The organism is Bacillus andreraoultii (assembly GCF_001244735.1).
Classification (GTDB): domain Bacteria; phylum Bacillota; class Bacilli; order Bacillales; family Caldibacillaceae; genus Caldifermentibacillus; species Caldifermentibacillus andreraoultii.
The window spans coordinates 1,619,075-1,644,668 of record NZ_LN868937.1 but is presented as its reverse complement, the minus strand read 5'-3'; the positions used below and the strand labels follow the sequence as shown (position 1 = coordinate 1,644,668).

Annotated in this window: 29 protein-coding genes and 1 pseudogene; 7 read left to right on the top strand and 23 right to left on the bottom strand. The window is 33.6% G+C overall.

The genetic code is table 11. The features are described from left to right. Positions 1-247 precede the first annotated feature (247 nt). From BN2144_RS20405 to ku, 3 genes are all read right to left on the bottom strand, one after another. Entirely contained in the window at positions 248-427 is a 180-nt protein-coding gene (locus tag BN2144_RS20405; RefSeq protein ID WP_050632311.1) for a hypothetical protein, read from the bottom strand. 621 nt (positions 428-1,048) lie between these two features. Next, a complete protein-coding gene (locus BN2144_RS13060; protein ID WP_033828690.1) occupies positions 1,049-1,582 on the bottom strand; it encodes a superoxide dismutase family protein in 534 nt (177 codons plus the stop codon). A 102-nt stretch (positions 1,583-1,684) separates the two neighbouring features. Next, positions 1,685-2,533, bottom strand: a complete 849-nt coding sequence (gene ku / locus BN2144_RS13055) for a non-homologous end joining protein Ku (RefSeq protein ID WP_033828707.1) — start codon at positions 2,531-2,533, stop codon at positions 1,685-1,687. Between the two features lie 183 nt (positions 2,534-2,716). Here ku and BN2144_RS13050 point away from each other — a divergent pair, with 183 nt between their 5' ends. After that, complete coding sequence (locus BN2144_RS13050) at positions 2,717-4,552, top strand: DNA ligase D (protein ID WP_033828689.1); 1,836 nt, start codon at positions 2,717-2,719, stop codon at positions 4,550-4,552. 195 nt (positions 4,553-4,747) lie between these two features. On the opposite strand, the gene BN2144_RS13045 is transcribed toward BN2144_RS13050, so the two are convergent. Next, the gene (locus BN2144_RS13045; RefSeq protein WP_050632310.1) at positions 4,748-5,323 is read right to left on the bottom strand and encodes a peroxiredoxin family protein; all 576 of its coding nucleotides are present in this window, start codon (positions 5,321-5,323) and stop codon (positions 4,748-4,750) included. Positions 5,324-5,362: 39 nt separating this feature from the next. Beyond that, a complete protein-coding gene (locus BN2144_RS13040; RefSeq protein WP_033828687.1) occupies positions 5,363-6,091 on the bottom strand; it encodes a hypothetical protein in 729 nt (242 codons plus the stop codon). Positions 6,092-6,487: 396 nt separating this feature from the next. Here BN2144_RS13040 and BN2144_RS13035 point away from each other — a divergent pair, with 396 nt between their 5' ends. The 4 genes from BN2144_RS13035 to BN2144_RS13025 all read left to right on the top strand — a co-directional run bounded on the left by BN2144_RS13035 (position 6,488) and on the right by BN2144_RS13025 (position 8,498). Beyond that, a complete protein-coding gene (locus BN2144_RS13035; protein ID WP_033828706.1) occupies positions 6,488-7,054 on the top strand; it encodes a GNAT family N-acetyltransferase in 567 nt (188 codons plus the stop codon). 158 nt (positions 7,055-7,212) lie between these two features. Then, the gene (locus tag BN2144_RS19540; RefSeq protein ID WP_082195229.1) at positions 7,213-7,503 is read left to right on the top strand and encodes an MATE family efflux transporter; all 291 of its coding nucleotides are present in this window, start codon (positions 7,213-7,215) and stop codon (positions 7,501-7,503) included. 216 nt (positions 7,504-7,719) lie between these two features. Continuing rightward, on the top strand, positions 7,720-8,181 hold the full coding sequence (locus BN2144_RS13030) for an Hsp20/alpha crystallin family protein (RefSeq protein ID WP_033828686.1): 462 nt from the start codon (positions 7,720-7,722) through the stop codon (positions 8,179-8,181). A 71-nt stretch (positions 8,182-8,252) separates the two neighbouring features. Next, positions 8,253-8,498: a hypothetical protein gene (locus BN2144_RS13025; protein ID WP_033828685.1), complete on the top strand. Its 246-nt coding sequence runs from the start codon at positions 8,253-8,255 to the stop codon at positions 8,496-8,498. A 122-nt stretch (positions 8,499-8,620) separates the two neighbouring features. On the opposite strand, the gene BN2144_RS13020 is transcribed toward BN2144_RS13025, so the two are convergent. The 3 genes from BN2144_RS13020 to deoD all read right to left on the bottom strand — a co-directional run bounded on the left by BN2144_RS13020 (position 8,621) and on the right by deoD (position 12,060). Next, positions 8,621-10,108: a lmo1851 family serine protease gene (locus tag BN2144_RS13020; RefSeq protein WP_033828684.1), complete on the bottom strand. Its 1,488-nt coding sequence runs from the start codon at positions 10,106-10,108 to the stop codon at positions 8,621-8,623. A gap of 42 nt (positions 10,109-10,150) precedes the next feature. After that, on the bottom strand, positions 10,151-11,017 hold the full coding sequence (locus BN2144_RS13015; protein WP_033828705.1) for a M15 family metallopeptidase: 867 nt from the start codon (positions 11,015-11,017) through the stop codon (positions 10,151-10,153). A 338-nt stretch (positions 11,018-11,355) separates the two neighbouring features. Beyond that, positions 11,356-12,060, bottom strand: coding sequence for a purine-nucleoside phosphorylase (gene deoD, locus BN2144_RS13010; protein ID WP_033828683.1), 705 nt, complete (start codon positions 12,058-12,060; stop codon positions 11,356-11,358). Between the two features lie 153 nt (positions 12,061-12,213). Between deoD and BN2144_RS20400 the strand changes: the two genes are divergently transcribed. Continuing rightward, the gene (locus tag BN2144_RS20400; protein WP_094763128.1) at positions 12,214-12,342 is read left to right on the top strand and encodes a hypothetical protein; all 129 of its coding nucleotides are present in this window, start codon (positions 12,214-12,216) and stop codon (positions 12,340-12,342) included. A 100-nt stretch (positions 12,343-12,442) separates the two neighbouring features. On the opposite strand, the gene BN2144_RS13005 is transcribed toward BN2144_RS20400, so the two are convergent. From BN2144_RS13005 to msrA, 4 genes are all read right to left on the bottom strand, one after another. After that, a complete protein-coding gene (locus tag BN2144_RS13005; RefSeq protein WP_033828682.1) occupies positions 12,443-13,117 on the bottom strand; it encodes a hypothetical protein in 675 nt (224 codons plus the stop codon). Between the two features lie 164 nt (positions 13,118-13,281). Continuing rightward, positions 13,282-13,512 carry a YozE family protein gene (locus tag BN2144_RS13000; protein WP_033828681.1) on the bottom strand — a complete coding sequence of 77 codons (231 nt, stop codon included), beginning with the start codon at positions 13,510-13,512 and terminating at the stop codon, positions 13,282-13,284. Positions 13,513-13,573: 61 nt separating this feature from the next. Continuing rightward, positions 13,574-14,008 carry a peptide-methionine (R)-S-oxide reductase MsrB gene (gene msrB, locus BN2144_RS12995; protein ID WP_033828680.1) on the bottom strand — a complete coding sequence of 145 codons (435 nt, stop codon included), beginning with the start codon at positions 14,006-14,008 and terminating at the stop codon, positions 13,574-13,576. Then, positions 14,009-14,545 (bottom strand): peptide-methionine (S)-S-oxide reductase MsrA, encoded by a 537-nt coding sequence (gene msrA, locus BN2144_RS12990; protein ID WP_033828679.1) that lies wholly within the window; start codon positions 14,543-14,545, stop codon positions 14,009-14,011. A 179-nt stretch (positions 14,546-14,724) separates the two neighbouring features. Between msrA and BN2144_RS12985 the strand changes: the two genes are divergently transcribed. Beyond that, positions 14,725-16,092 (top strand): RsmF rRNA methyltransferase first C-terminal domain-containing protein, encoded by a 1,368-nt coding sequence (locus BN2144_RS12985; RefSeq protein ID WP_033828704.1) that lies wholly within the window; start codon positions 14,725-14,727, stop codon positions 16,090-16,092. A 132-nt stretch (positions 16,093-16,224) separates the two neighbouring features. Here BN2144_RS12985 and BN2144_RS12980 read toward each other — a convergent pair whose 3' ends face one another. From BN2144_RS12980 to BN2144_RS12930, 11 genes and pseudogenes are all read right to left on the bottom strand, one after another. Beyond that, entirely contained in the window at positions 16,225-16,824 is a 600-nt protein-coding gene (locus BN2144_RS12980) for a YpmS family protein (protein ID WP_082195228.1), read from the bottom strand. Next, entirely contained in the window at positions 16,799-17,629 is an 831-nt protein-coding gene (locus BN2144_RS12975) for an SGNH/GDSL hydrolase family protein (protein WP_033828678.1), read from the bottom strand. Before BN2144_RS12975 ends, BN2144_RS12980 begins: the two co-directional genes overlap by 26 nt. A gap of 101 nt (positions 17,630-17,730) precedes the next feature. Next, positions 17,731-18,309: an SCO family protein gene (locus BN2144_RS12970; RefSeq protein WP_033828677.1), complete on the bottom strand. Its 579-nt coding sequence runs from the start codon at positions 18,307-18,309 to the stop codon at positions 17,731-17,733. 162 nt (positions 18,310-18,471) lie between these two features. Then, positions 18,472-19,311: a DegV family protein gene (locus BN2144_RS12965; protein WP_033828676.1), complete on the bottom strand. Its 840-nt coding sequence runs from the start codon at positions 19,309-19,311 to the stop codon at positions 18,472-18,474. A gap of 179 nt (positions 19,312-19,490) precedes the next feature. Then, positions 19,491-19,982 carry a dihydrofolate reductase gene (locus tag BN2144_RS12960; protein WP_033828675.1) on the bottom strand — a complete coding sequence of 164 codons (492 nt, stop codon included), beginning with the start codon at positions 19,980-19,982 and terminating at the stop codon, positions 19,491-19,493. Beyond that, the gene (locus tag BN2144_RS12955) at positions 19,979-20,773 is read right to left on the bottom strand and encodes a thymidylate synthase (RefSeq protein ID WP_033828674.1); all 795 of its coding nucleotides are present in this window, start codon (positions 20,771-20,773) and stop codon (positions 19,979-19,981) included. The genes BN2144_RS12960 and BN2144_RS12955 overlap by 4 nt, the downstream gene beginning before the upstream one ends. 16 nt (positions 20,774-20,789) lie before the next feature. Further along, positions 20,790-21,227, bottom strand: a pseudogene (locus BN2144_RS20780) (anthrax toxin lethal factor-related metalloendopeptidase). A gap of 436 nt (positions 21,228-21,663) precedes the next feature. Further along, positions 21,664-22,278 carry a YpjP family protein gene (locus BN2144_RS12945; RefSeq protein ID WP_033828673.1) on the bottom strand — a complete coding sequence of 205 codons (615 nt, stop codon included), beginning with the start codon at positions 22,276-22,278 and terminating at the stop codon, positions 21,664-21,666. A 218-nt stretch (positions 22,279-22,496) separates the two neighbouring features. Beyond that, a complete protein-coding gene (locus tag BN2144_RS12940; RefSeq protein WP_033828672.1) occupies positions 22,497-22,931 on the bottom strand; it encodes a BrxA/BrxB family bacilliredoxin in 435 nt (144 codons plus the stop codon). A gap of 92 nt (positions 22,932-23,023) precedes the next feature. Next, positions 23,024-24,148, bottom strand: coding sequence for a conserved virulence factor C family protein (locus BN2144_RS12935; protein ID WP_033828671.1), 1,125 nt, complete (start codon positions 24,146-24,148; stop codon positions 23,024-23,026). Between the two features lie 395 nt (positions 24,149-24,543). Further along, on the bottom strand, positions 24,544-25,350 hold the full coding sequence (locus tag BN2144_RS12930) for a virulence factor (RefSeq protein ID WP_050632308.1): 807 nt from the start codon (positions 25,348-25,350) through the stop codon (positions 24,544-24,546). Positions 25,351-25,594: the final 244 nt, after the last annotated feature.

Below are 25,594 nucleotides of genomic sequence, written 5' to 3'. Positions count from 1 at the left end.
GGGATAATGATGGAGAAGTGGAAAGGGGTAACATAAAATTGTTCTTGTGTTATGGAATCAATTAAGGTCTGCATAGTTTTTGAGGATATAAAAAAAGCCGATTACTAAGGTTCCAAAACCGATTCTAAACATTTCATTCCGTTATAGTAATTAATCACAGAAAATTAAAATAATTATTTTAATTTTGACACTAGCTTCCGGAAATGAACATATCTGGAAGCCTTATCGAACTTCTATAACAAACGCATTACTTGAATCCCGAATGCCCTTTGTCCCACCTCGCAATGACATTATTAATAAATACGCCACCTTCTTTTGGTGCAGTGATAATATTATCATATAAAGGAACATTTTCCTTTTCTCTATTCTGTAACCATTGATATGTTTCTAAAGAATTTTTATTGGGTTCAGTTTTAAATTTTATCATTATCTGAGATTCGGGTGATACAATTGTGGGTTTAAGATTTTGATTTTTAATTAGTTCCGGTGGAGAAGCAGTATCGGCACATACATTATTAAAAAGTCCTTCCCAACAATATGAGCCTTGGAGTTTTAATTTTTATGTTTATGATACCAATGGGTAGTGCTTCAGCAGCAACGACAGTCAAACTATTGTCCTGGAATCTAGTAGACTCTGGGAAACACCTGGATTGGAATAAAATATAAAACCCAATTTAATGCAGGAGTTAAGACATGGAATGGCAGATTACGTCTTTTTAGGTCGGGTTATTCAAAATATTGACACTGTATACAAAGACCTGTAACAATTGAAACTAGTGACGGTGCTAAAGAAGTTTCAACACCTTATACAAATTACAAAGTTACTGTCTTAAAAAAGCCGATAATTTTTCTTTTGGCAAACTACGGTCCTTTGGTTGCTTAAAGGCAAAAGCGTCCCTGAGTTCTCTTTATTTTTGTTGTCAACAAATTCAGATTCCGTTCAAGTGTTGGAAATAGCTCAACAATCCATGGGTCAATTGTACTAGTCCGTTACAAAAACAAATAGAACTGTCGCTGTTGACAGTTCTAACCAAGATGTACAAGCTAATTAGACATAAGGCCTAATTAATCCACAAGCTAGACGCTTTCCTGAATTTCCAGCAGGTTCTGTTCGAAAATCGTCTGGACCTTCATGAATAATAATCGTTTTTCCAATCACATCTTGAACATGAAATTTATTTGTAAAGACATTCATTCGGCTATAGCCATTATTTGAAAAAAGAACCGGTAAATCTCCAGCATGATTTCCATGTGGTTCATTCGTTGGGTTCCAATGTCCTCCTGCAGCTTGAAAAGGGTCTGTTGCATCGCCAACAGCACAACTACCTTTTTCATGAATATGAAAACCATGTGGACCAATCTGTTTACGATCCTTTCCTCTTTGAAAAGGTGGTAAACCATTCACCTCAACAAACACATCAACACCACTTCCGGTTTCTGTAAATACAACATACCCATGAATATTTGGTGCTAATGAGCCACCTTTAATTTCCGCAAAAGCTCTCTGTATATGATTATTATGCCTATATACAGAAGATTGATTTGGATACTGTATTTGATAAGGCCAGATACAATAATACAAAAAGACTCTCCTCCCCTTTAAAAACCCACTCTCCCTATTGTATGAAACGTAAAAACAAATGACACATGACTAGTGAATACAAAACCAGTCATGTGCCATTTTTTACGCGTTGATCTTTGTACGAGTTACAGTTTTTCGCTTTTTTATCGTTTTTCCTTCTTTCTGTTCCAATTTTTCTGGTTTTGTTCGATCAATTGAAGCTTGGAGCGCAGCCATTAAATCCATAACATTATTTGGTTTATCTTTCGTTTCTTGTCTAACCGTTTCGTCTCCAGTCCTTTTTGCTTCTATTAAGGTTAATACGGATTCCCGATACTCGTCTTTATATTTTTCAGGTTCGAATTGTGACGTTAATTGGTCAATTAGTAAAATTGCTGTGTCTAATTCCTTTTTCAAAACTTCATTAACACTTGGCACATTTGGAACATCATTTGCTTTTCGTACTTCGTCTGGATAGTGTATCGTCTCCATAACTAGTGTATTATCATATACACGAATGACGGCAAGTTGTTCTTTTGACCGAATCATAATTTTTGCAATGCCTACTTTTTCAGTTTCTTGCAATGCCTTCCTTAATAACGCATATGCTTTTACACCACCATCATTTGGTGACAAATAGTAACTACGATTAAAATAAATTGGGTCAATATCAGTAATTTTCACAAAGTCTAATATCTCAACCGCACGATCTTCCATTTCCTTATCTAATTTTGCAAAATCCTCTTCTTCAATAACGACATATTTACCTTTCGTATATTCATACGCTTTAACAATCTCGTCGTTAGAAATTTCCATCTCACAGTTAGGGCAAACTTTTTCATATTTAATCGGTGTATGACACTTCTTATGGAGGCTGCGAAATTTTATATCTTTGTCTTCTATTGCTGCATGTAATTTCACGGGAATATTGACTAAACCAAAGCTAATACTCCCTTTCCACATCGTATGCATATGAATCCATCCTTCTTCATTTGTCATCCTACAAACTCTTTTTGTTTATTACTTTTCTAAAAAGAACAGAATTGCATACGTATAAACTTTTGGTAATGAACGATATAGTTTCTTGAAACAAGATGTTATACGAGAATGAATAAGTTTTCGTTAGTTTTGAAACAATAATGGTGGTGATAAAAAATGAAACCAATGCTACCATCATTATCCTTTCAAGTTCCTACAGGTCAAGATTGGGTATATGAAGTGAAATACGACGGCTTCCGTGCTTTGTTAAAAATGGATAATCAAAATATTGTAATGATCAGTCGAAATGGGAAAGATCTCCTACCTCAATTTCCGGAAGCTATTCAGTTTTATAATCAAGAGAAAGCAAAATTAGCACAGTACTTCCCGATCATTTTCGATGGAGAACTAACAATCCTAGAAAATCCAAGTAAAAGTGATTTTTCCCTTATGCAAACACGCGGTCGATTACGAAGTGAAAAGCGCATTAATGAAATGAAGGAATCGAATTATGCAACATTTCTTGCCTTTGACTTGTTAATGGTAAAAGGACAATTTATCACAGATCAACCATTCTATAAGCGAAAAGAATCGTTAGTCAAACTAATGGAAAACAGTTACCTTCCATTACATCCAGATCCTTACAATAAAGTGTTTATTCAGTTCATCCCATACAGAAAAAAATTTCATCGTGTATGGGATCAAGTTGTACAAAATGATGGTGAAGGAATTATTGCAAAACAAATAAACAGTCAATGGATGGAGGGAAAACGTACAACCCAATGGATAAAATATAAAAACTGGAAAAAAGTACAATGTTTTGTTACTGCATTTGAAAAAAAGAATAGTTTTTTCCATGTCGCTGTATATGATCAAACAAATATTGTTCCAATTGGCTTATTTAAAAATGGGATGAATCAAGAGGAAACTTCTGCTCTTTTAAGTGTTATGAGGAAAAATGCTCTCGAAGAAAATGATCAGTTGATTTATGTAGCACCGTCTATTTGTCTTGAGTTGTATTACTTACAATTTTCCGAACATTCATTACGAGAACCATTTTTTTCTCGCTTTCTCTTTCACGTTTCACCAACAGAATGTACGTTAAATAAGATATATGAAAATAAACAAGAAAGACAAATTGAAATTACCCATCCAGATAAACTGTTATGGAAAAACAACCCCATTACAAAATTAACTTACATCAATTATTTACAAGATGTTTACCCGTATATGGCACCATATTTACAAAATCGTTTATTAACCGTTATCCGCTATCCCCACGGTATTTTTGGTGAGGCTTTTTTTCAAAAAAATTGTCCTTTGTATGCCCCAAATTTCGTTGATACATATATCAATGATGGGATTAATTATATTCTGTGTAATAATATCAACACATTTTTATGGCTTGGAAATCAACTAGCTATCGAATTTCACATTCCTTTCCAAACGATTAACAAAACAAATCCAACTGAAATCGTAATCGACCTTGATCCACCAACAAAAAGGGAATTCCCACTAGCGCAAGAAGCTGCACGATATATAAAAAGGGATATTATTGATAAATTAGGTCTTCGTGCTTTTGTAAAAGTATCTGGAAATCGTGGCATTCAAATTTACTTTCCTCTTAATGAAAATCGTATTACTTGGGGTGAGGCACGCCTGTTTACAGAATTTATTGCCCGCTACTTATTAGCAAAAAATGAAAACCACTTTACAATTGAACGGTTAAAGAAAAAACGCGGCAATCGACTATACATCGATTATATTCAACATGCAGAAGGTAAGACGATTATTTGTCCATTTTCAGTTAGAGGTAATGCCAACGCAGGAGTGGCAGCACCTATAGAATGGGATGAACTAAACAAATCGATCACACCAGATGGTTTTTCCATGGAAATTGTTTTAAAAAGGTTAAAAGAAAAAGGAAATCCGTTTTCCGATTATTTTCAAGTTATGAATGAAGATCCATTACAAGAAATAATACAGATTTTAAAAAAGAAACCGCATATTTAAAGGCGGACTCTATTAGAGATGGATGTAAAAGACTAAACAGCTGTAGTTCGCCGAAATAGCTTTTTTCAGCTGCGATTGCATACTACTAGAGCCTTCCTTTTGGGCTTATGTGCACAAGGAAAGTAAATTAGAAAATTTATACTTTCCTATTAGCAATAAAGACTACTTTCATATTCGAAGGCAGTCTTTAAATTTCTAATCCATTTTTTCTAATTCTTGAATCATAAAGCTTTCATCCATCGGACCAAAATGAACAAAATGGATAACGCCCTTTGTATTAATAAAATAAGTAGTTGGCAAACCATAAATTTGATAGACTTTAAATACTTCTCCTTCCACATCTAAAGGAATAGGAAATGTTATATTTAATTCTTCTGTAAACTCCTTAACTTTATCTACTGTTTCTTTCCCCACTGTTGAATTAACCGCAACAATTTCAACCTCTTGATTTTTATATTTTTGATAAACTTGTTCCATCGCAGGCATTTCTTCTCGACATGGCGGACACCAAGTAGCCCAAAAATTTAAGATCACTTTTTTTCCTATTAAATCACTTAAGTTTACTTTTTCGCCTGACAATGTTTTTAATATAAAATTAGGGGCTTTATCACCTACTTTTAAACCCGATTTAATCTTTGCATTCACACTTTCTGTTTGTTCATGACGAATTTCATCTTTTTCTTTTTGATCTTCCTTTTGCCAATTTAAATAAATATCAACCGTAAAAAAAATGACTATCGTAACAATGATGCCAATCAGAAATTTTTTCATTTCCATCACCCTTGAATAGAAATATCATTCATTTAAATACTAAATTAGTCGTATCTTCTCTTCAATACATGTCATTGCGAGGACGATTACCATTTTTTCTTCCCATGTTAACCTTTCTTGAAACGTTATAACTGGGATATTTAACCGAAATCGGCTTGTCCATTCAAGAGGCAGCCACCCCTTTATTTTCATCGCAACCTGTCTATTTTCCTTCATAAAAATAAGACGATTATTTGCCTGTCTCTGAATGAGCAATGAGTAATTTGGAAAATATATTTCACCCACTATATTTTTACAATCTTTCGTAAATATCATACCATAAATTTGATTATTATTTAGTGAAAATACAATTGTACCTCTTCGCCCTTTTTTTAATTGCATTTTTAGTTCTGTGCCTTGTTCAATAAGGATAAGCACTGGTCCCTTCCATGTTTGCCTCAGTTTAATTTTTATGTTGGAAATTCCAGTTGGTTGAAAAAGATAAAAATCCCGTGATGTAGCTTTTTCAAGAAGAAATACATTTGAACGTTGGTCTTTATGAATTGATTTTCTATCGTAAGGTACGTGTAATGCCTTTTTTATATAAAATAAGTGAACCATATAGTAAAAAAAACTAAAACCTAACAATATGGTACTTAAAAGTGGTGGTTTTGGCTGATAATTTATCAAAAATGTAGCTATAATTGCAAACATCGTAAAAAAGAAACTAATATTAAGACTAACATCACTTAACTTATAATAAAAATCTTTTATCGACATAGAAAACATACCTATTCCCCTTTACAACGAAGAGTATAATAATAAAATTTTTGATTAGTTAATAAATTGGGATAATGTTAATAAAACTTCATATAATAATAGATATGAATCATCGTTCCGCTTCATGAATAAAACTCTACAACGTTTCTTACTTTGTAAAAAAATATTATAAATTACTACTTTCTATTTCTAGACATTTTTTGTATGATACAATTACTAACATATCTTATTTCACAATTGAAAAGCATTGGGAAGGCAAATGGTGCGCCACCAGATTACCTGGTTCTAGTGGGTTCGATTCCCACCCCGAAATTTTTTAATATTTATCTAAAAAATTTCGAGGGTGGGATTTCCTCTTTGTTTATTTTTCAGTAATCCCCCCTCAGTTCGGAGGGATGAACAATGATATTGAAAAAAAGAGATTTAACAGATTGTTTAGCACTTTACCCATTACTCATTCACCCTGACGTCTTCCCTTACGTTCGATACAAACCAGGGTCCTATGAAGAATTTTTGTTTATGACAAAACAGGGAATAGAAGCGGAAGAACGTGGTGAAATGATATCACGAACAATTTCTGATGAATGGGAGCAACCAATCGGTACAATTAATTTATATGATATTGACAATGGGGCGGGTTTTTTAGGAACATGGCTCGGTAAACCTTATCATGGAATGGGATACAATATACTTGCAAAAGAGATGTTCTTTGATGAAGTATTTTTCCATCATCATATTGAAACAATATTTTTACGAATTCGGAAAGAAAATCTTCGCTCCCAAAAAGCGACCGAAAAGATTCCTTATGTTACTTTTGCTAATTATACAAAATCCTCAGTTTATGAGTCGATAAATAATAATCCGAAAGGTTATCAATATAATTTGTACGAAATTACAAAAGATGCTTATACCTTATATAGTAAAAAGAATGCATCTCAACTTACTGAGCATGCTCACCAAATGAAAGCATAAAAGCGTTCGATAATCGGACGCTACTTCTTATTTCTTTCCGTAAAGTTCAATGGCATTAACGATTGTCGTAGCATAAATCAGCTCAAAGTTGCGAAGAAATTCAGCTGAATCGGTGTTAGCTTAGCAGTTATTATGTCAATCATTAACGCTGTAATTTTATATATTTTCCGCTATCCGATTGCGAAATCTATACAAACGAAATTGACGTAGCTACATTAATTACTTTCTTCTTACTATTCGCTCTTTGTTTCCAATTTTCCGATGGGATACAAGCATCTATTCAAGGTGGGCTTAGAGGATATAAAGCTGTGAACATTACTTTAATAGCAACGCTTTGTGCGTACTGGGTGTTTGGACTCCCTATCGGCTATGCAGTAAAACTTACAGACTTTGGTCCATATCGATATTGGATTGGTTTAATGATTGGGTTAGCGGCGAGCGCCCTATGATTGGCAGCAAGTCTTCTCTATATCCAAAAGAAAAAGGAGAAAACGAATTCGATTAATAAATGAGTGACTAGACTCACCATTCGTCCCGTTTACACATAATATAGGTACGAACAAAACTTTTATATATTACATAATTAAGGCTTGATAAACACTACTTCAATAAAATACTCGGCAACAAATTATTGAAAAGTGCCTAAACTAAAGAGGGTGTTGAAGATGTGGCCATGGAACTTTTTTGGAAATAAAACAAACTTTGACCCATTTAAATATATGAGTGAAGGAGAATTCCAACAAACACTGGAAAAATGGATGAAGCAAGCTTTCCCAGAGTATATTCAATCCATCATTAACAATCAAAACTCTGAGAATAATGAGAAACAACCGGTAGATCATCATCCTTCCCCCATTCAAAGCAATGTCTTTGAAACGCATGATGACATTTTTATTCGTATTCCAATACAAGATGAAGAGATATTAAACAATATTAAAGTTTATTATAGTTTAAATAAATGTATAATTGATGGTTTAGATAAAAATGATAGTCCACAAACAATTATCTTACCTGCTACTGTGAAGAAAAAAGGTGCTAAAGCAATTTACCGAGACCAAATATTAGAAATTAAAATTCCAAAAAGTCTTGATTGGCAATATAGTGAAATCGATGTTGATAAATTTTAGAATGGTTAGGATAAAAATTTGTTTACAGGGTAAATTATTCCTATAAAGAAAATGAATAGGGGATGATTACGATGGCAACACCATATCGCTGTCCAAATTGTCGCACGAATAAAAGTAGATTTAATATTATTAAACAAGTAGCAGAATCAGTAAAACTCGACCCCAAAACTGGTTCTGTCATGCAAACTTATGAGAATGGTAACTTGGACGCCATTCATTTACCCTATCGGGGACCTGAGTATAAAATTCAATGTGGTGTTTGCGGATTAATTGAAGATGAGAGAATGTTTGCCAAATTCGGAGAGAGCTCAATATAGTTTTCGTGAAAAAGTAAAAGCATATACAGTCCTTCATTATGTTGATGAAGGACTTTTACTTTCCATTAAAAAGGTGTTACAAGTCTGGATGAACTCATAACACCTTTTTCTACTACATTTTTCTATTTCAATTGTTCTTTTAAGACATTTACTGCTTTCTTCATTTGTGGATCATCTTTAAGCATTTTATCTCGTAAAGCTTGCATGATTCCAATAGTAGTATCCCCTGTTACAATACCCGTCGGTTCTAAGTCATGTTCTTTTTGAAATTGAATGACAGCTTTTTCCATACTTTCATCAAAAACTCCATCTACCGAATCAAGTTTGTAACCAAGAACTTGAAGCATTTTTGCAATCGCAGACACTTGATCATTTCCACTCGATTTTTTAAGAACTAATTCTGGATCTACATACGGTAAATTAGCATAGTCCGGCATTTTTACAAGATAATCTGGAGTTATTCCTTGTTTATGAATCCACTTTCCACTAGGCGTTAACCATTTAGCAGTTGTTAATTTTATACTTGAACCATCCGTATACTGTGCAGCTGTTTGAGCTGTCCCTTTGCCAAATGTTTTTTCACCGACAATTTTTATTCCAGCTGATTCTTGCAATGCACCAGCTAAAATCTCCGAAGCACTTGCACTACCACCATCGACAACGGTAACCATTGGGAGATCGAACGCTTCTTTTTGATTCGAAAGCTGCCTTTTTCTCTCACCATTTGCCTTTTCCATTTGGTAAATAACTTCTCCTTTTGGTACAAAGAGGCTTGAAATATCAATTGCTTGATCCAATAAACCTCCAGGATTTTGTCGTAAATCTAAAATTAGTCCTTTCATTCCTTGTTTCTTCAACTCATCAATTTGGGAAACGAGTTCACTATATGTATGTTCAGAAAAAGAAGTAATTTGTATTTTTCCGATATGGTCATTTAACATCTCACTATAAACAGTCTCAACCGGTATAACATCACGTGTAATATTTAACTTCACTAGTTCCTTCACACCAGGACGTGAAATGGTTAAGTTTACTTTTGTACCCTTCTTTCCACGAATCAATAATACTGCTTCACTAGAACTCATTCCTTTTAAGCTTTTTCCATCAACTTCTAAAATAATATCATTTGCCCTTAAACCCGATTTTTCCGCAGGGGAACCTTTGATGGGTGCAACAATGACAATATTATTATCTTTTGATTCAATTTGAGCACCAATTCCTTCAAAAGATGAAGAGATTGTTTCATTAAACTCTTTCGTTTCATCAGCAGTCATATAATCAGAATAAGGGTCTCCTAAAGATTCAACCATCCCGTTAATTGCCCCATCAATTAACTTATCTTGATCGACTTTTTCAATATAATTCGTTTTTATACTATCAAAGGTTTCGTATAGTTTAGCAAATTCTTCACGATCACGAATTTGAATTTTTTCCACAACTTTTTCATCACCAAATGATAAAACAAACGCGGTAATCCCTGCTGTTAAAAACACGATGATAAATAAAACCATAATCGCATGGAATTTTTTTAATTTTATATATTTATTTACTTCATTCCCATCGTTATTCAGTTGTTCATTTTTCTCATCTATTTTTTCACCATTATCCATTTTCCTCACCACTTTCAATGACAATATGAGAGATGTTTATCGTTATATTGCTTTTGCTTTTTGGAAAAATTCCTCTAATGTCCAATTATTTTCATAAATTGTTTTGGCAGATTCTTTTCCAACATAACGAAAATGCCAAGGTTCATATTTATACTTAGTTATATTCTCTTTTCCTTTTGGATAACGGAGAATAAAGCCAAATTTATGGGCATTATCTCTTAACCATTTCCCTTCATCCGTATCTTCAAAAGCTTGTGTTAAAGTATAATTTACACTTCCGGCTGAAATATCCATTGCTAAACCTGTTTGATGTTCACTTTGTCCTGGTAATGCAACTGCTTCAACAGCTTTATCTTTTCCTTTCGCATTCACTTCTGCTTGAAAGACAGCTGTTTGACGTTTATAGGAGCGATAACCAGAGACGGCAAATAAATATATCCCTTCAGATTCTGCTTGTTTAAACATCGTTTCTAGTGCTTTAGCAGCATCTTTTTTCATGTAACTTTTTTCAATGTCTTGGTCACCGAAGGAAAATCTCACTTTAGGTCTTACTAAATCTGCTGGAACATAATTATCCGGTAAATAGGCGGACTCTTTATTAACTAAAATTAAAAGATTGTCCAAATTTTGAATGACTTCTTTTCCATCTTTTACTGCCACTACATTAAAATATTTCTTTTCTAATTGTATGCTATTTTCACCATCATTAGACTTTTCTTCTACTTTGGTATTTTTATTCTCTGTTTGTTCTTCTTTATTAGCAATACGATCTGTATTGGCATTTTTATTTATTTCTTCTTGAGTCGTTTTTTGGTTGTTTTGAGTACTTTTGTGCGAATCTTGATTTATTGCGCAACCAGAAATAAGTATTGTTGTTAATATTGTTACTGTTAATGTTTTTATCTTCATGTTCTCACCCGATTTGCTTTTTTCAACATTATTCATTTTATCATTCTATCCGCAGATTGAACAGATATAAAGTGAACTTCAATAAATATATCAATTATTATAACATTTCCATTGTCCTTATCATGTGTACCTGATGGAGGAGATTGAGTTATATGAAGTATAGTTCCTGAAAGTGAGGGTAGTTTGTTTAATTGAGGTATTAAATAATATACAGCCCTTTTTTCAAAGATAATTACTACAATATAAAAGAGCTAACGTTTAAATGCTTGAAAGTGAACAACAGTTTCAAACGAATATCAAGCATTTATCCGTATAGCCCTTTTTTAGACAATATAAAATTATTTCAATGCCGAATCTAACGCTACTTCTATCATGTCATTGAAAGTTGTTTGTCTTTCTTCTGCAGATGTTGCTTCCCCGGTTAAAATATGGTCACTTACCGTTAAAATCGATAGGGCTTTTCGATTAAATTTCGCTGCTAATGTATATAAAGCTGCTGTCTCCATTTCAACTGCTAATATACCATATTTTGCCCATTTTTCATGATCTGCATAATCATCATAAAAGATATCTGCACTAAACACATTACCAACCTTTAAATTTAGCCCCTTTTCAATTCCTGCGTCATATGCCTTTTTCAACAGTTCAAAGTTCGCAGTCGGAGCATAGTCCATTGTACCACCGAAGATTTTTCTATTTAATTGAGAGTCAGTCGATGCACTCATACTTAAAATGACATCCCGTACTTTAACATCCTTTTGAATCGCTCCACAAGTTCCGACACGAATTAGATTTTGAACATGATAACTTTGCATTAATTCTGTTATGTATATTGAAATTGATGGAATCCCCATTCCAGTCCCTTGAACCGAAACTCTTTTCCCCTTATATGTCCCAGTAAATCCAAGCATATTTCTTACTTCGTTATAGCATTCAACATTTTCCAAGAAATTTTCAGCAATATATTTTGCACGCAGTGGGTCACCCGGTAATAAAATTGTTTCAGCAATTTGATTTTCTTTTGCACCAATATGTGTACTCATTTGTTTTTATCCTCCTTCTTAAATTAATAATCATATTCACATTTTCAATATACCATATTACTGTTGGACAGGATAATTTTTTCAATAAAATTAACGGATATTTCATCGTAATTTATTTAAATTAAGAATGAAGAAAAAAAGGAGGTTTGACAATTGGGTAAAAATCATCGGAATCGCATCAGCTCACCAAAGAAAAAGAACAACATCCCGAAAGAGGAACTAATTGCAGAACAAGAAGCTCACGGAAAAGATATTTATTCCGCTGAAAAACGGAAAAGATAATTAAAATACATCCGTATAACGAACGAGTAACTAAAGTCTTATACGGATGTCGAAATTATCTGTATGAAATTGACAAATTCAACCATTAGTGAATAACCAATTATCCATCTTTTTTATGAAAAGGATGGTTTGATAGAGCTTCTAATTTTTTAAGAATTTCCTTCATTTTCTTCTGATAACCTAATTCCCCAAAATTTAAATATAAATACTGATAGTCATTATACAAATCCAGTAAAGAATCAATATTCTCCAATTCTTGCTTTCGATTTGTTCCTTTTTGTGTTGGTGCTAATAGTTTCTTTTTCTGTTTTAATTGTTGTTTTTTCGCATTCAATAACTTTTTTGCATTTTCCTCGTTCGTTATATATGTTAATTCTTCTTCACTCGCCTCAACCCATGCCCCATCACTTAATCGTGAACATTCGTAAATAAAATCTTCCCAGGATGAATCTTTATAGCGCCATATCTCTGCTCGAAAACCAATAATAACAAATAAATCTTGACCGTAGCCTTTAACACGGACAATATCTCCAAATTGAAATCGATAGTCAATGTGGATATTTTCCTGCTTTTGTGGGGTCACACCTACACTATTCGGTTTATTTCCTTTCCACGACATTAAATTTTTTTCAAAATATAAGTTATTGCTATCTTTTAATTGATAAAACCATTCTCCACTTATTTGATAAATTTTATTAATTTCAGAAATAATACCATATTGAACAACAATAACACGGTCACCTAAACAAAATTTCGGTTGTTCATGTTTTGACATTCCCCCTATCCCTCACTTTCTTGCTGTTTTTTTATTATATGCAACAAAGAATTATGATGAAACAATTTAAAAGGGAATGTCTGAATGGATATGTAAAAAATCAAAATCAATAAAAAAAGTCATTCAAGCTAGATTCCCAATCTATTCATGAATGACTTGTTCACTTATTTATTCTCGATACTTTTATATAAATCCCAAGCATGATCAAAAATGGTCATGGTTGGTAAATAGTCACCATTCATTTCTAAATAGCGGCTTAACTCGTCATAATCACTCGAATTCTTTGGAAATCCGTGATCCCGAAAAGCATTTTCAGCAAAATTTGCTAGTTCATCCCGTTTCTTTACCTCTGAATTTCGATACCGCATTAAAAAGTGATAAAACGATTTTCCCATTTTCTCTACCTTCCTAAAAAAATTCGTGACATCGATATTTAATTATTATGGTGCCACTACCTTATGTTTCAAACAATGATTTATATTTCCCGTATCCTTCCTTCTCCAAATCCTTTACTGGAATAAACCGTAATGCTGCGGAATTAATACAATATCTCAAACCAGTCGGATGAGGTCCGTCTGGGAAAACATGTCCTAAATGTGAATCACTTGTTTTACCCCGGACCTCAGTCCGAATCATTTGATGACTCGTATCCAGTTTTGCCACTATTTCTAAATCTTCTATCGGTTTTGTAAAGCTTGGCCAACCACAGCCGGCATCATATTTATCTTTCGAGCTAAATAAAGGTTTCCCTGACACAATATCAACATAAATTCCTTCCTCAAAGTGATCCCAGTAATCATTACGGAAAGGTGGTTCTGTTCCATTATTTTGAGTGACTTCATAAGAAACAGGAGAAAGTTTTTTCTTCAATTCTGCTTTTGTTCGTTCCATTTATTTTCCACCCCAATATTTTTTTATAAATGCTGCACGGCCAGAGCCAATATAATAACGATTATAATGTAGTGGATTCTTTTTATAATAATCTTGATGGTATTCTTCTGCAACATAAAATTCCTTTGCGGGTAAAATTTTCGTCACAATCGGTTCATTAAATCGACCGCTCATCTCTAGCTCCTTTTTTGATTGTTCTGCTTTCTGTTTTTGCTCTTCATTTATATAAAAAATAGCCGTCTTATATGACTGACCTCGATCAAAAAACTGACCTCCTGGATCTGTCGGATCAATTTGTTGCCAAAAAACTTGGAGTAATCGTTCATAAGAAATCATCGCTGGATCATACGTAATCTTTACCGCTTCAGTATGACCTGTTGACCCTTCACACACTTCTTCATATGTTGGATTCTTTGTTTCTCCTCCAGTATAACCTGAAACAACTTCAATAATGCCTGGCCACTCGTGAAATGGCTTGACCATGCACCAAAAACACCCGCCAGCAAAAATCGCTTGTTCAAACTTTTTTACAGCCATAATCTTACCACTCCTAAGTAATTAGGTAATTTTTATTGTATCAAATTAAAATAATTCATGTAAAACTATCTGCAATTTACTGAACGTTAAAATCAATTGCTATTTTCCTCTTTATATTATTTTGATAATATATCGTTAGAATACATGATTGGTTTTGAAAGGAGTACATTAATTTGACCATCCAGTTACCAGAAGCTTTTAAACATAAGATAGAAACTCTATTAAAGGAAGAAGCTGACTCATTTTTAGCATCTTATAAAGATAATCGTACTGCAGGCATTCGCCTTAATCCACTAAAAATCACGAATGAAAAATGGGAGAGAATAAGTCCATTTTCTATAAAAAAAATTCCATTTCATCCTCAAGGTTACTACTACAACTATGAGGCTGTTGAACCTGGAAAGCATCCATACCATTTGGCAGGACTTTATTATATTCAAGAACCAAGTGCGATGGCCGTCGCTGACCTTCTCGATGCAAAACCTGGCGACATTGTATTAGATTTATGTGCCGCACCAGGTGGGAAATCTACCCAAATTGGAGCTGCAATGCAAAATCAAGGGTTGTTAATCTCCAATGAAATTCATCCTAAGCGGGCAAAAGCATTATCAGAAAATGTAGAGCGATTTGGGTTAACGAATACAATTGTAACGAATGAAACGCCTGAGCGCTTAGCCAATCATTTTCCTCACTACTTCGAAAAAATATTACTTGATGCACCTTGCTCTGGGGAAGGAATGTTTCGTAAAGATGAGGAATCAAGATGTTATTGGAGTCAAGAACATGTGGAACTATGTCAAAAGCGACAACTTAACATACTTGATTCTGCCTATCAAATGTTAAAAGAGGGAGGAATTCTTGTATATTCAACATGTACGTTCTCTCCGGAAGAAAATGAACAAGTGATTGAAAAATTTATAGAAAATCATCCTGATATGAAGCTTGTATCCATACCTAAATATCATGGTATGGAGAGCGGACACCCTGAGTGGACTAACAACGGGACTTTAGAAGTTGAAAAATGTATTCGACTATGGCCACATAAGTTAAAAGGGGAAGGCCACTTTGCTGCGAAATTCATTAAGACTTCATCAACTCCAAACAGTTCAACAAAACAAATGGAAAAACAGAAAAAACAAGAACTGCACGATTATTTTCAGTTCGAACATGACTATCTTCAACATAAATCTTGGAACAACTTAACTGTTTTTGGTTCGGTCGTCCATTCATTGCCGAACAATTGTCCTAGTCTACGTAGTCTGAAAGTTTTACGAGCCGGATTACATTTAGGTGAACTAAAGAAAAATCGTTTTGAACCAAATCACGCTCTAGCATTAGCCTTAAGAAAAAGTGAATATAGTCAAATATTCAATTTATCAACGCATGACGAAACTTGGAAGCAATATGTCCGTGGTGAAACGATAAAAGGTAATGGGGATTATAAAGGATGGGTTTTATTAACAATAGATGATTTTCCAATTGGTTGGGGAAAAGAGTCGAATTTAACCATTAAAAATTATTACCCAAAAGGATTACGCATTAAGTAAAGTGTAGAAAGGTCTATCCAAAAAGTAAACTTTCGAAAAAATGTTCAATAATCAATTTGTTTTAACAATGTTTGGAGATAGGAAAAGGGGCATCTAGAAGTCGAAATATAACTTTCTGGATAACCCCTTTTTTCATTGATTGATGATTAAAGAAAATGATATATCGTCATTTTTCAAATCAAATGTTTCTGCATGAATACTTAATTGATTTTTCAATTCAATATCTGATAAATGAATATAGATTAAATGTTCATTCGGAAAAATTTCAACCCACTTTGGAAAATGGTAATTTTTCCTAATGAAATTCATTACATACCTCGTTGGAAGTTCGAGTTTTCCAATACTAATTGTATTTTGAGTTAAAACAATATCCCCATTTTTTAACGCTTTCGGCTGAAAGGTTAATTTCATTTCAACCTCATTATTGAATATAGGCAATGTTCCGTAAAGCTCAACCTCTTCTTCTAACCAAACTTTATAATCAATTGGGCCGTTCGCATTTTCTTTTTCAATAAATTCATTTATAAGTACGTTCAAATCTTTCTTTTTTGCAGCTACAAACAAGCTTGGGCTCTTATGATTATTTGAAATCCCTTCTTTTATATCCTTTGGCTCGTTAATCGGTAAAAACATCAACCCTACAAAGACGAGAACAATTAACATATTAATGATAACTAAACTGAAAAATGCTTTTTTCCAAGAAAATTTAATCGTTGTTGTTTTTTTGGACATACATCCCACCTACTTCTATGTGACTCTGAAAAGTGGCGAACACTTTGCTAGCAATGAGTTCATACCCTCGATTATTCGGATGAAAATGATCTTCATACAGTAAATTTTCTTCTGAATGCAAGAAAACATCGGATATATCAACAAAATACGCATCTTTATATCTATTTAAGACTGACTTGGAAGTAGCATTCCATTCGTCAATAACCGTCTGAAATTCTTCAATATCACTAAACCATTCCAAAAATGGATTGTATAGTCCAATAAGAACAATTTTAGCATCGGTATTATTCTTTCTAACCGTTTTAAGTATTGTATTTAACCGTTTTTCATAATTATCAATCTCCGCTTCAAAGACGTCTAATTGTAAATTCAAGAAGTTATCTTTTACTATTTTCATCATATCATTTCCACCGATTGTGATTAAAACGACGTCAGCATGTTGGATTGACTTTTTTACCGTTTCATTTTCCATTCTATCTAATAATTGGATTGTTCGATGACCTGTTACACCAAAATTTTCAATCTCAACATTTTTTACACTTTTTAATGTTAACAAATCTGACTGTAAATATTTCAAATAGCCGCCTTGATTTGTCTCATCACCGACACCTTTCGTCAGTGAGTCTCCAATCGCAGTAATATGCAAAGGCTTAGGGAAAAAATTATTTGATAATTCCTTTGTATGAAGGTTCGTAGGAAATTGACGATTAGGTTGAGTAGAAACAGACGACTGAAAAGTTGACGTAATAAACCAAGATAAAATAATCAGTACGATTAGAATCGTAAAAAAGGTGATTTTTTTCAAAGAAGTCACCTACTTTAAGTTAAGTTTAATATTGTTATATAATGATTATATCATACTAAAACTATAAAAAATAACATGCAGGCATTATGATGACTGCATGTTTATTTTTCATCAAGCAATACTTCAATATCACTTTTTAAAACATCATATGGGACATCAATGGCAGAGTAGTATTTTACAACGGTACCATGCTCATCAACCAAAAACATATCTGTCCCATGGTTTACCTGTTCTTCATTTTCAGGTTTGTACACATAAAATTTAAAATTATCTTTGGCGAACTGTTCAATATATTTTTGGACATAGCCCGTGAGGAAATGCCAATTCGTTAAATTATCTGTAAATTTAGAAGCGAATTCTTTTAAAACTTCTGGCTTATCTATTTCTGGATCGATGCTAAACGAGACTAATTCAACATCTTTCCAACCATTATCTTCAATCATCTTTTGAATACGAGCCATATTTGCTGTAATTGGTGGACAAACCGTGTTACAGTTTGTGAATATAAAATTTGCTATCCATACTTTTCCTTCTAAGTCAGATAAAGAAAAACGTTCCCCGTTATGATCGGTAAATTCAAAGTCTTCAATTGGCCAGTCGACTCGGTTTTCAATTGTTTTTGCTGAACAACCTACTAACAAAATAACGATTATTGCTACGAAATAAAAAACTTTGCGCAAATCTCGCCCCCCCTTTGTTCTTGACCAATATTGTAACAGACTCGCCTAACAAATGGAAATATAAAGAATATTATCTAAACAGTCAACTAGTATCTCGAACTAATTAGGGGGCAACTTTTTAACTATTCATTTCAAGTAGATTGACTTAATCATTGGCAACCATTACTCAGCATAGTATGTAAAACCAATTGCTCCAGGACCTGTATGTGTACTAATGATTGGAGTCGTTTCTACAATAGGGATTTCAATATTTCCGTAGAGTTCTTGCAATTTTGTTTTTAATCTCGTCGCAAGCTCTAACCCATCCGCATGTGCAAGACCGATTCCTTTAATGATTTTCCCATCAACATCTTCTTTAAAATGTTTAACTAATTGTTTCACAACTTGATTATGATTGCGGACGTTCGAAATCGGATCATAAGCACCGTCTTTAAGACCAGCTATCGGCTTAATATTTAATAAAGAACCAATTAATGCTCTTCCTTTTCCAATACGCCCTCCTTTTACAAGGTTTTCTAACGTATCAACGACAACAAATAATGTTGTAGAATTCCGTACTTCATTTAATCGGTCTAATATTTCTTTCATAGATTTACCTAACTTGACCAATTTACATGCCTCAATTACTTGAAACGCAAGTCCTTTGGAAATATACTTAGAATCTATGACTGTCACTTTCCCATTATATTGTTGAGCAATGGAACGGGCTGTTTGTACCGTACCACTTAATGGTTCGGAGCAATGGATTGATAATACTTCACTCCCGTCCTCAGTCAATTCATCATAGATTTTCGTAAAAGCTCCAATTGATGGTTGGGATGTTTTCGGTAATTCCTCGCTCATTTTCATCTTTTCCATAAATTCAGAAGGAGTAATATCTACACGGTCTAAATATGTTTTACCGTCTAGATGAATTTGTAAAGGGATGATGTGAATTCCTAGTTCATTTGCTTCTTCATTTGATAAATCGACCGTTGAGTCTGTTACGATTTTTATCGTCATAACATGCACATCCTCATTAAAAATATTTTAAGACTATCCTTTTTATAAAATAGTAGGGGCTTCTACTAAATATCGTTCGAAATATTTTGAGAACACCCATATTTGAAGTTAAATCGTACTATTGACTATTCTCTGTTAAAGTCACTTTCTCCACATGTAAATCCCCTACTCCCAACTAACTATTCTGTCACTTTTTCATAAAGTATATAATCATAGTCATACGGATTTTTCTCGTCTTTCATTCCTTTTTCTTTTGAAACAAGTTGAAATTTTGACCAGTCCAGTTCAGGAAAATAAACATCACCTAAGAACTCATTATATATTTTTGTTATATAAAGCTTGTTCACATATGGAATGAAAAGCTTGAATACCTCAGCACCGCCTATAACAAAAAATTCGTCAGATTGACTTAAACAATAATCGATCAAATCATGACTTGAATGGAAAACCGTACATCCGTCAAAAGACATCTCCTTATTTCTCGTTAGGATAATATTTTCACGTCCTGGTAAAGGTTTACCAATTGATTCATACGTTTTTCTTCCCATAATAATTGGATGGCCCATTGTAATTTTTTTAAACCTTTTCAAATCATCAGGTAAAGTCCAAGGCAAATTGTTATTGCTTCCAATAAGATGATTTTCATCCATTGCAACGATAAAAGAAATCATACACTAACTACCCCTTTAATGGCTGGATGTGGATCATAGTTTTCTATCGTGAAATCCTCATATTTAAAATCAAAAATATTTTTCACTTCTGGATTTAGTATCATTTTCGGTAATTGTTTCGGTTCTCTCGTTAATTGTAATTTTACTTGTTCAATATGATTAGCGTAAATATGAACGTCACCAAATGTATGCACAAATTCACCAAGTTCAAGATCACATACATGTGCAATCATCATCGTTAATAATGCATAGGAGGCAATATTAAACGGAACTCCGAGGAATAAATCTCCTGAACGTTGGTATAATTGACATGAAAGTTTACCGTTTGCAACATAAAATTGAAATAAAGTATGACATGGAGGTAAAGCCATTTTATCAATATCACTAACATTCCAAGCATTAATAATTAATCTTCTTGAATTTGGATTCGTTTTAATTTGCTCAATCAATTCTTTTAATTGATCATGTTCTTTGCCATCTGCTCCCTTCCATGAACGCCACTGGTGACCATATATTGGACCGAGATCACCATTTTCATCAGCCCATTCATTCCAAATACGAACACCATTATTTTGTAAATATTTCACGTTCGTATCCCCTTGAATAAACCATAATAGTTCATGGATAATAGACTTTAAATGTACTTTTTTTGTTGTTAACAGAGGAAATCCTTTTTGCAAATCAAATCGCATTTGATATCCAAAAACACTTATTGTTCCTGTAGCAGTCCGATCTTCCTTTTTAACGCCATTTTCTAATACATGTCTACATAATTCTAAGTATTGTTCCATCGAAAAACCACCTTTTTTACTTTAATCTTCTAATATACTCATAAGTTTTCGGTGCTCGTATTTTTAGCAATTGGTTGGATTCATTATTAGCATAAAATAAAGCAAATATTTCTGTAAAGTATTCTTCTGGATTCGACTAGTAATAATTATTATCGCCGAATACATCTTTCACTTCAAGTTTCCATATAGATAAAAAATACGGATTATCTCTTATTCTATTGAAAACAATTCGATCTATCGAATGGGCTAATTCATGTAAAACTAAATGAATCGAATCATGAATGTGTCCTTTTTCATATGCACCAATCTTTACAAAAAACATTTTCCCTCTACTTGATCCCGGAACCGTATTCCATGTTACGTTTGCGTCTAGATAACCTCTTGGTGTAGTCCCTCTTAATTTTTCATTCATAGGTGTATCTGTCAATCTACCGATAAAGAAATAAATCTTAATCCGATTATTTTTTTATATAAAAGGGATTTAGGGAGTAGATTTATTTAATTAATCATTGGTAGAACTTCAGAAGGAATCTGATTTACATTAGGTAGGAGAATAATCGATGAAATTTTCCGTCTTTATTCATATTTATATTTTGGTCTAATTGTTTACTAACCACGTCTTTCAGAAAGATATAATCAAATGTTGCTGCCGAACTTTTGCAAAAAAGAACGACTAACATGAATACAATAAGGGATTTATTTGGATGCTTCATGATATACTTCACCCCTTACTATAAAGGAACCCTTCAGTTGAATAGGCTAAGACGATATTATTATAACATGAAAGTCTATTGAATTATGAATAATTGATGTAACAATTATAGGAAACGACGAGCGTGGAAAAAAACACATACTTTAACAAGTATGCGCCTGTTTCCTGTAAGTAAGATTTAATTTGCCCATTTTGGAGGTGTGTTCTTATCCCAAAAAATATTACCAAGTTCGTAATGGGTCTGAAAATCATCATGATACGTATGATAATGGAAATTAAACCAATAACCTTCAAGTGGACGTAAATCACGTCGCACATGAAACCGCATAACATCTTTTCCTGTTTTTTCATTATAAATGTGGAAGATTTTTTCACTTAGCCCCTTCCCGTTACCTTCAGATATTGCTAATTGAGCAAAGTCTTCATCTGTAAATTGCTTGGAGACATCTGTAATGGCCCTTTCGATTTTCGGTAAAATGATTTGTTGGAATTCATCTTCAATGACCGGACCAATTTTATCTCCAAATTTCTTCCATGACTGCTCTTCACCGATTTGAATTGCTTGCTTCACAAAATATTCTTGTGGTGATAAAACTTGTCCTTTTATTGGCGTTCCGTAAGTATACTTAAGATATTCTTTTCCGGCGTTCGATTCTGAACCTATGAAATCATTTTTTTCAGGGTGATCAATAGAATTATTCTCGGCCTGGATTGTTTGAAAAGGAGTAACCATTCCAAATGTTAAAGTTGTAACCAGTGCCACGAATGCTTTCTTCATCCATTTATTTTTCATTCATGGAACCTCTTTTCTAACAATTTCTATGTTTCTATTATACTTAAATTTTTATAAGAATGTAAGCAGTTTATTTAATTATTTAACGGTTTTAAACAGGATATCATTTCATTTCGTATTTTGTTCGTATCTATCAAAAATGAATTGGGAAAGAAAAAAAGAGCTGTTTTCAAGCTAGGTTGTCTATACTTGAAACGAGCTCTAAAAAAACGATTTATTTAGCAATGGTCTGCAAATGCTGTTAAAATATTATCAACAACTTCTTCAACTGTATGACCTTCAATTTCGTGCCTTGGGATAAAATGAACAACTTCTTTCCCTTTTAATAAAGCCATTGATGGAGATGAAGGTTCAATGCCAACAAAATACTCTCTCATTTTCGCAGTCGCCTCTTTATCTTGACCGGCAAAAACAGTAACCAAATGATCTGGCTTTTTCTCAGAATTCTGGACTGCATAAGTGACAGCTGGCCGTGCAAGACCACCAGCACAACCACATACAGAATTAACAACAACAAATGTCGTTCCATTCACATTTTCTATAAATTGTTCAACATCTAAAGCGGTCTTTAACTCTTGAAATCCTGCACTGACTAATTCTTCTCGCATCGGCATAACAAGTTGCCGCATATATTCTTCATAAGCCATCGACATTATGAAAAACCTCCTTATACATTTATCCAACCTATTTATATGAATCATTTATATTTTACAATTAATTCCATTCAGTTGCAAAGCTACTTGTTTTAGTTTTGTTTTCGTGCTTCTGTCATTTGTTTCCAAACAGATCCTTTCGCAACTTCTCCTCCTTCAATTCTTTCAATTGCCATTTTAATTTGTAATGCTACTTCGAATTCTGAATCATTTTCCGCCGCTTTTAATGCTGGTAGGGCCTTTTCATCACCAGTTTCATATAAGAACATTGCTGCTCTCCAGCGAACAATTTTACTTTTATCTTTCAAGGCGTTAATCATTTCATCTTGCGCCTCAATAAATCCTAAATCACTCAGACAGTCGCCAGCTGTTCTTCTTACCGTTACCGTTCGATCTTTCAAACCTTTATAAATATAGGGAAGAACCTTTTTATCCTCAATCATCCCCAAATAGACGACAGCTAGTCTACGTATCGATGGTTTTTCATCATTCAGCGCCTTCTCAAGTACAGGTAAATCGGCTAATGTCGGTTCTTCCATTTGTTCAAGAATTTGATATCGCTTTTTCCAATCAGAATGATCTAAATCTTGTAAAGTTACTTTCCTATATTTTTTTTGAACCGGCGCATTCGTTGGATTCAATGCCGAATGAACAAGAGCATCTAGCCGTTCTTGGGGATATGTTGCTATCATTTCGTCCACAATCGTATGGCCAATTTCTTCAAAGTCCCCGTAACGAACACCTTTGTCTACCCATTTTCTTAAAAAAACGATATTGTCATCTGGAAGTTGAGCGTTTGTAATTGCCTGAACAAATTGTTCCGGTAATGCAACACGTTTTTCTGTATGACCATCCGTTAATTTTACTTGCATTGGTATTCCTTTAAACATTTGCACGTAAACTTGGACTTCCCCAAAGTGATCATTCTGTTTCATCTCAATTTCACGATTTTGTTGTTCTACTTCTCCGAGTGAATAACGCACTTGTGGTAATATATCTTTCCAATCTGCCTTTGGATATCTTTCAACTGCTAAAAAATCTGCCACATGATAAACACCTTTAACACCATCTATATGAATGATTGCACGTATTTCTTCAGGCGCCTCATCACTCTGTTCTTTTGTATAATTATTCCTTGTCCCTGATGGTAACTCTTCATTTAAAATGATTTTCATCGTATTTGGACTCGGTGTTGGTTCAATCGACTTTATTTTCATTAATTTATTCACCCACTTTCAACATTCTTTCTATCATCTTAACTCGAATCATTTTTGTAGGCAAAAAATACGACCTAAAGTTGCCGTTTCTACAATTAAAGAAAATTCAAGGCTCAAATCTTAGATGGAATAAGAGCTCAAAGTTCACCAAAAAAAATTTTTCGGCTGTGCGGTCATCGTGTACTTATACGTATAGGACAGTAGAAATTGGGAACTTTTTACTTCTATCTATGCTAAAAAGTTTGTACTTTCTTTATACCCTAAAAAAGCTAGGTCTCAGTGTTTATCCGACATCAGACCTAACTTTATAAGTTAATCTTCGACGATTTCAGCCAAATACGACCATCGATCAATTAAATGTTCGAGTTCTTTATTCAGCTTTTGTTCTTCTTCCATTAGAACTTGTAATTTAGTAAAATCNCAATCATCCCCAAATAGACGACAGCTAGTCTACGTATCGATGGTTTTTCATCATTCAGCGCCTTCTCAAGTACAGGTAAATCGGCTAATGTCGGTTCTTCCATTTGTTCAAGAATTTGATATCGCTTTTTCCAATCAGAATGATCTAAATCTTGTAAAGTTACTTTCCTATATTTTTTTTGAACCGGCGCATTCGTTGGATTCAATGCCGAATGAACAAGAGCATCTAGCCGTTCTTGGGGATATGTTGCTATCATTTCGTCCACAATCGTATGGCCAATTTCTTCAAAGTCCCCGTAACGAACACCTTTGTCTACCCATTTTCTTAAAAAAACGATATTGTCATCTGGAAGTTGAGCGTTTGTAATTGCCTGAACAAATTGTTCCGGTAATGCAACACGTTTTTCTGTATGACCATCCGTTAATTTTACTTGCATTGGTATTCCTTTAAACATTTGCACGTAAACTTGGACTTCCCCAAAGTGATCATTCTGTTTCATCTCAATTTCACGATTTTGTTGTTCTACTTCTCCGAGTGAATAACGCACTTGTGGTAATATATCTTTCCAATCTGCCTTTGGATATCTTTCAACTGCTAAAAAATCTGCCACATGATAAACACCTTTAACACCATCTATATGAATGATTGCACGTATTTCTTCAGGCGCCTCATCACTCTGTTCTTTTGTATAATTATTCCTTGTCCCTGATGGTAACTCTTCATTTAAAATGATTTTCATCGTATTTGGACTCGGTGTTGGTTCAATCGACTTTATTTTCATTAATTTATTCACCCACTTTCAACATTCTTTCTATCATCTTAACTCGAATCATTTTTGTAGGCAAAAAATACGACCTAAAGTTGCCGTTTCTACAATTAAAGAAAATTCAAGGCTCAAATCTTAGATGGAATAAGAGCTCAAAGTTCACCAAAAAAAATTTTTCGGCTGTGCGGTCATCGTGTACTTATACGTATAGGACAGTAGAAATTGGGAACTTTTTACTTCTATCTATGCTAAAAAGTTT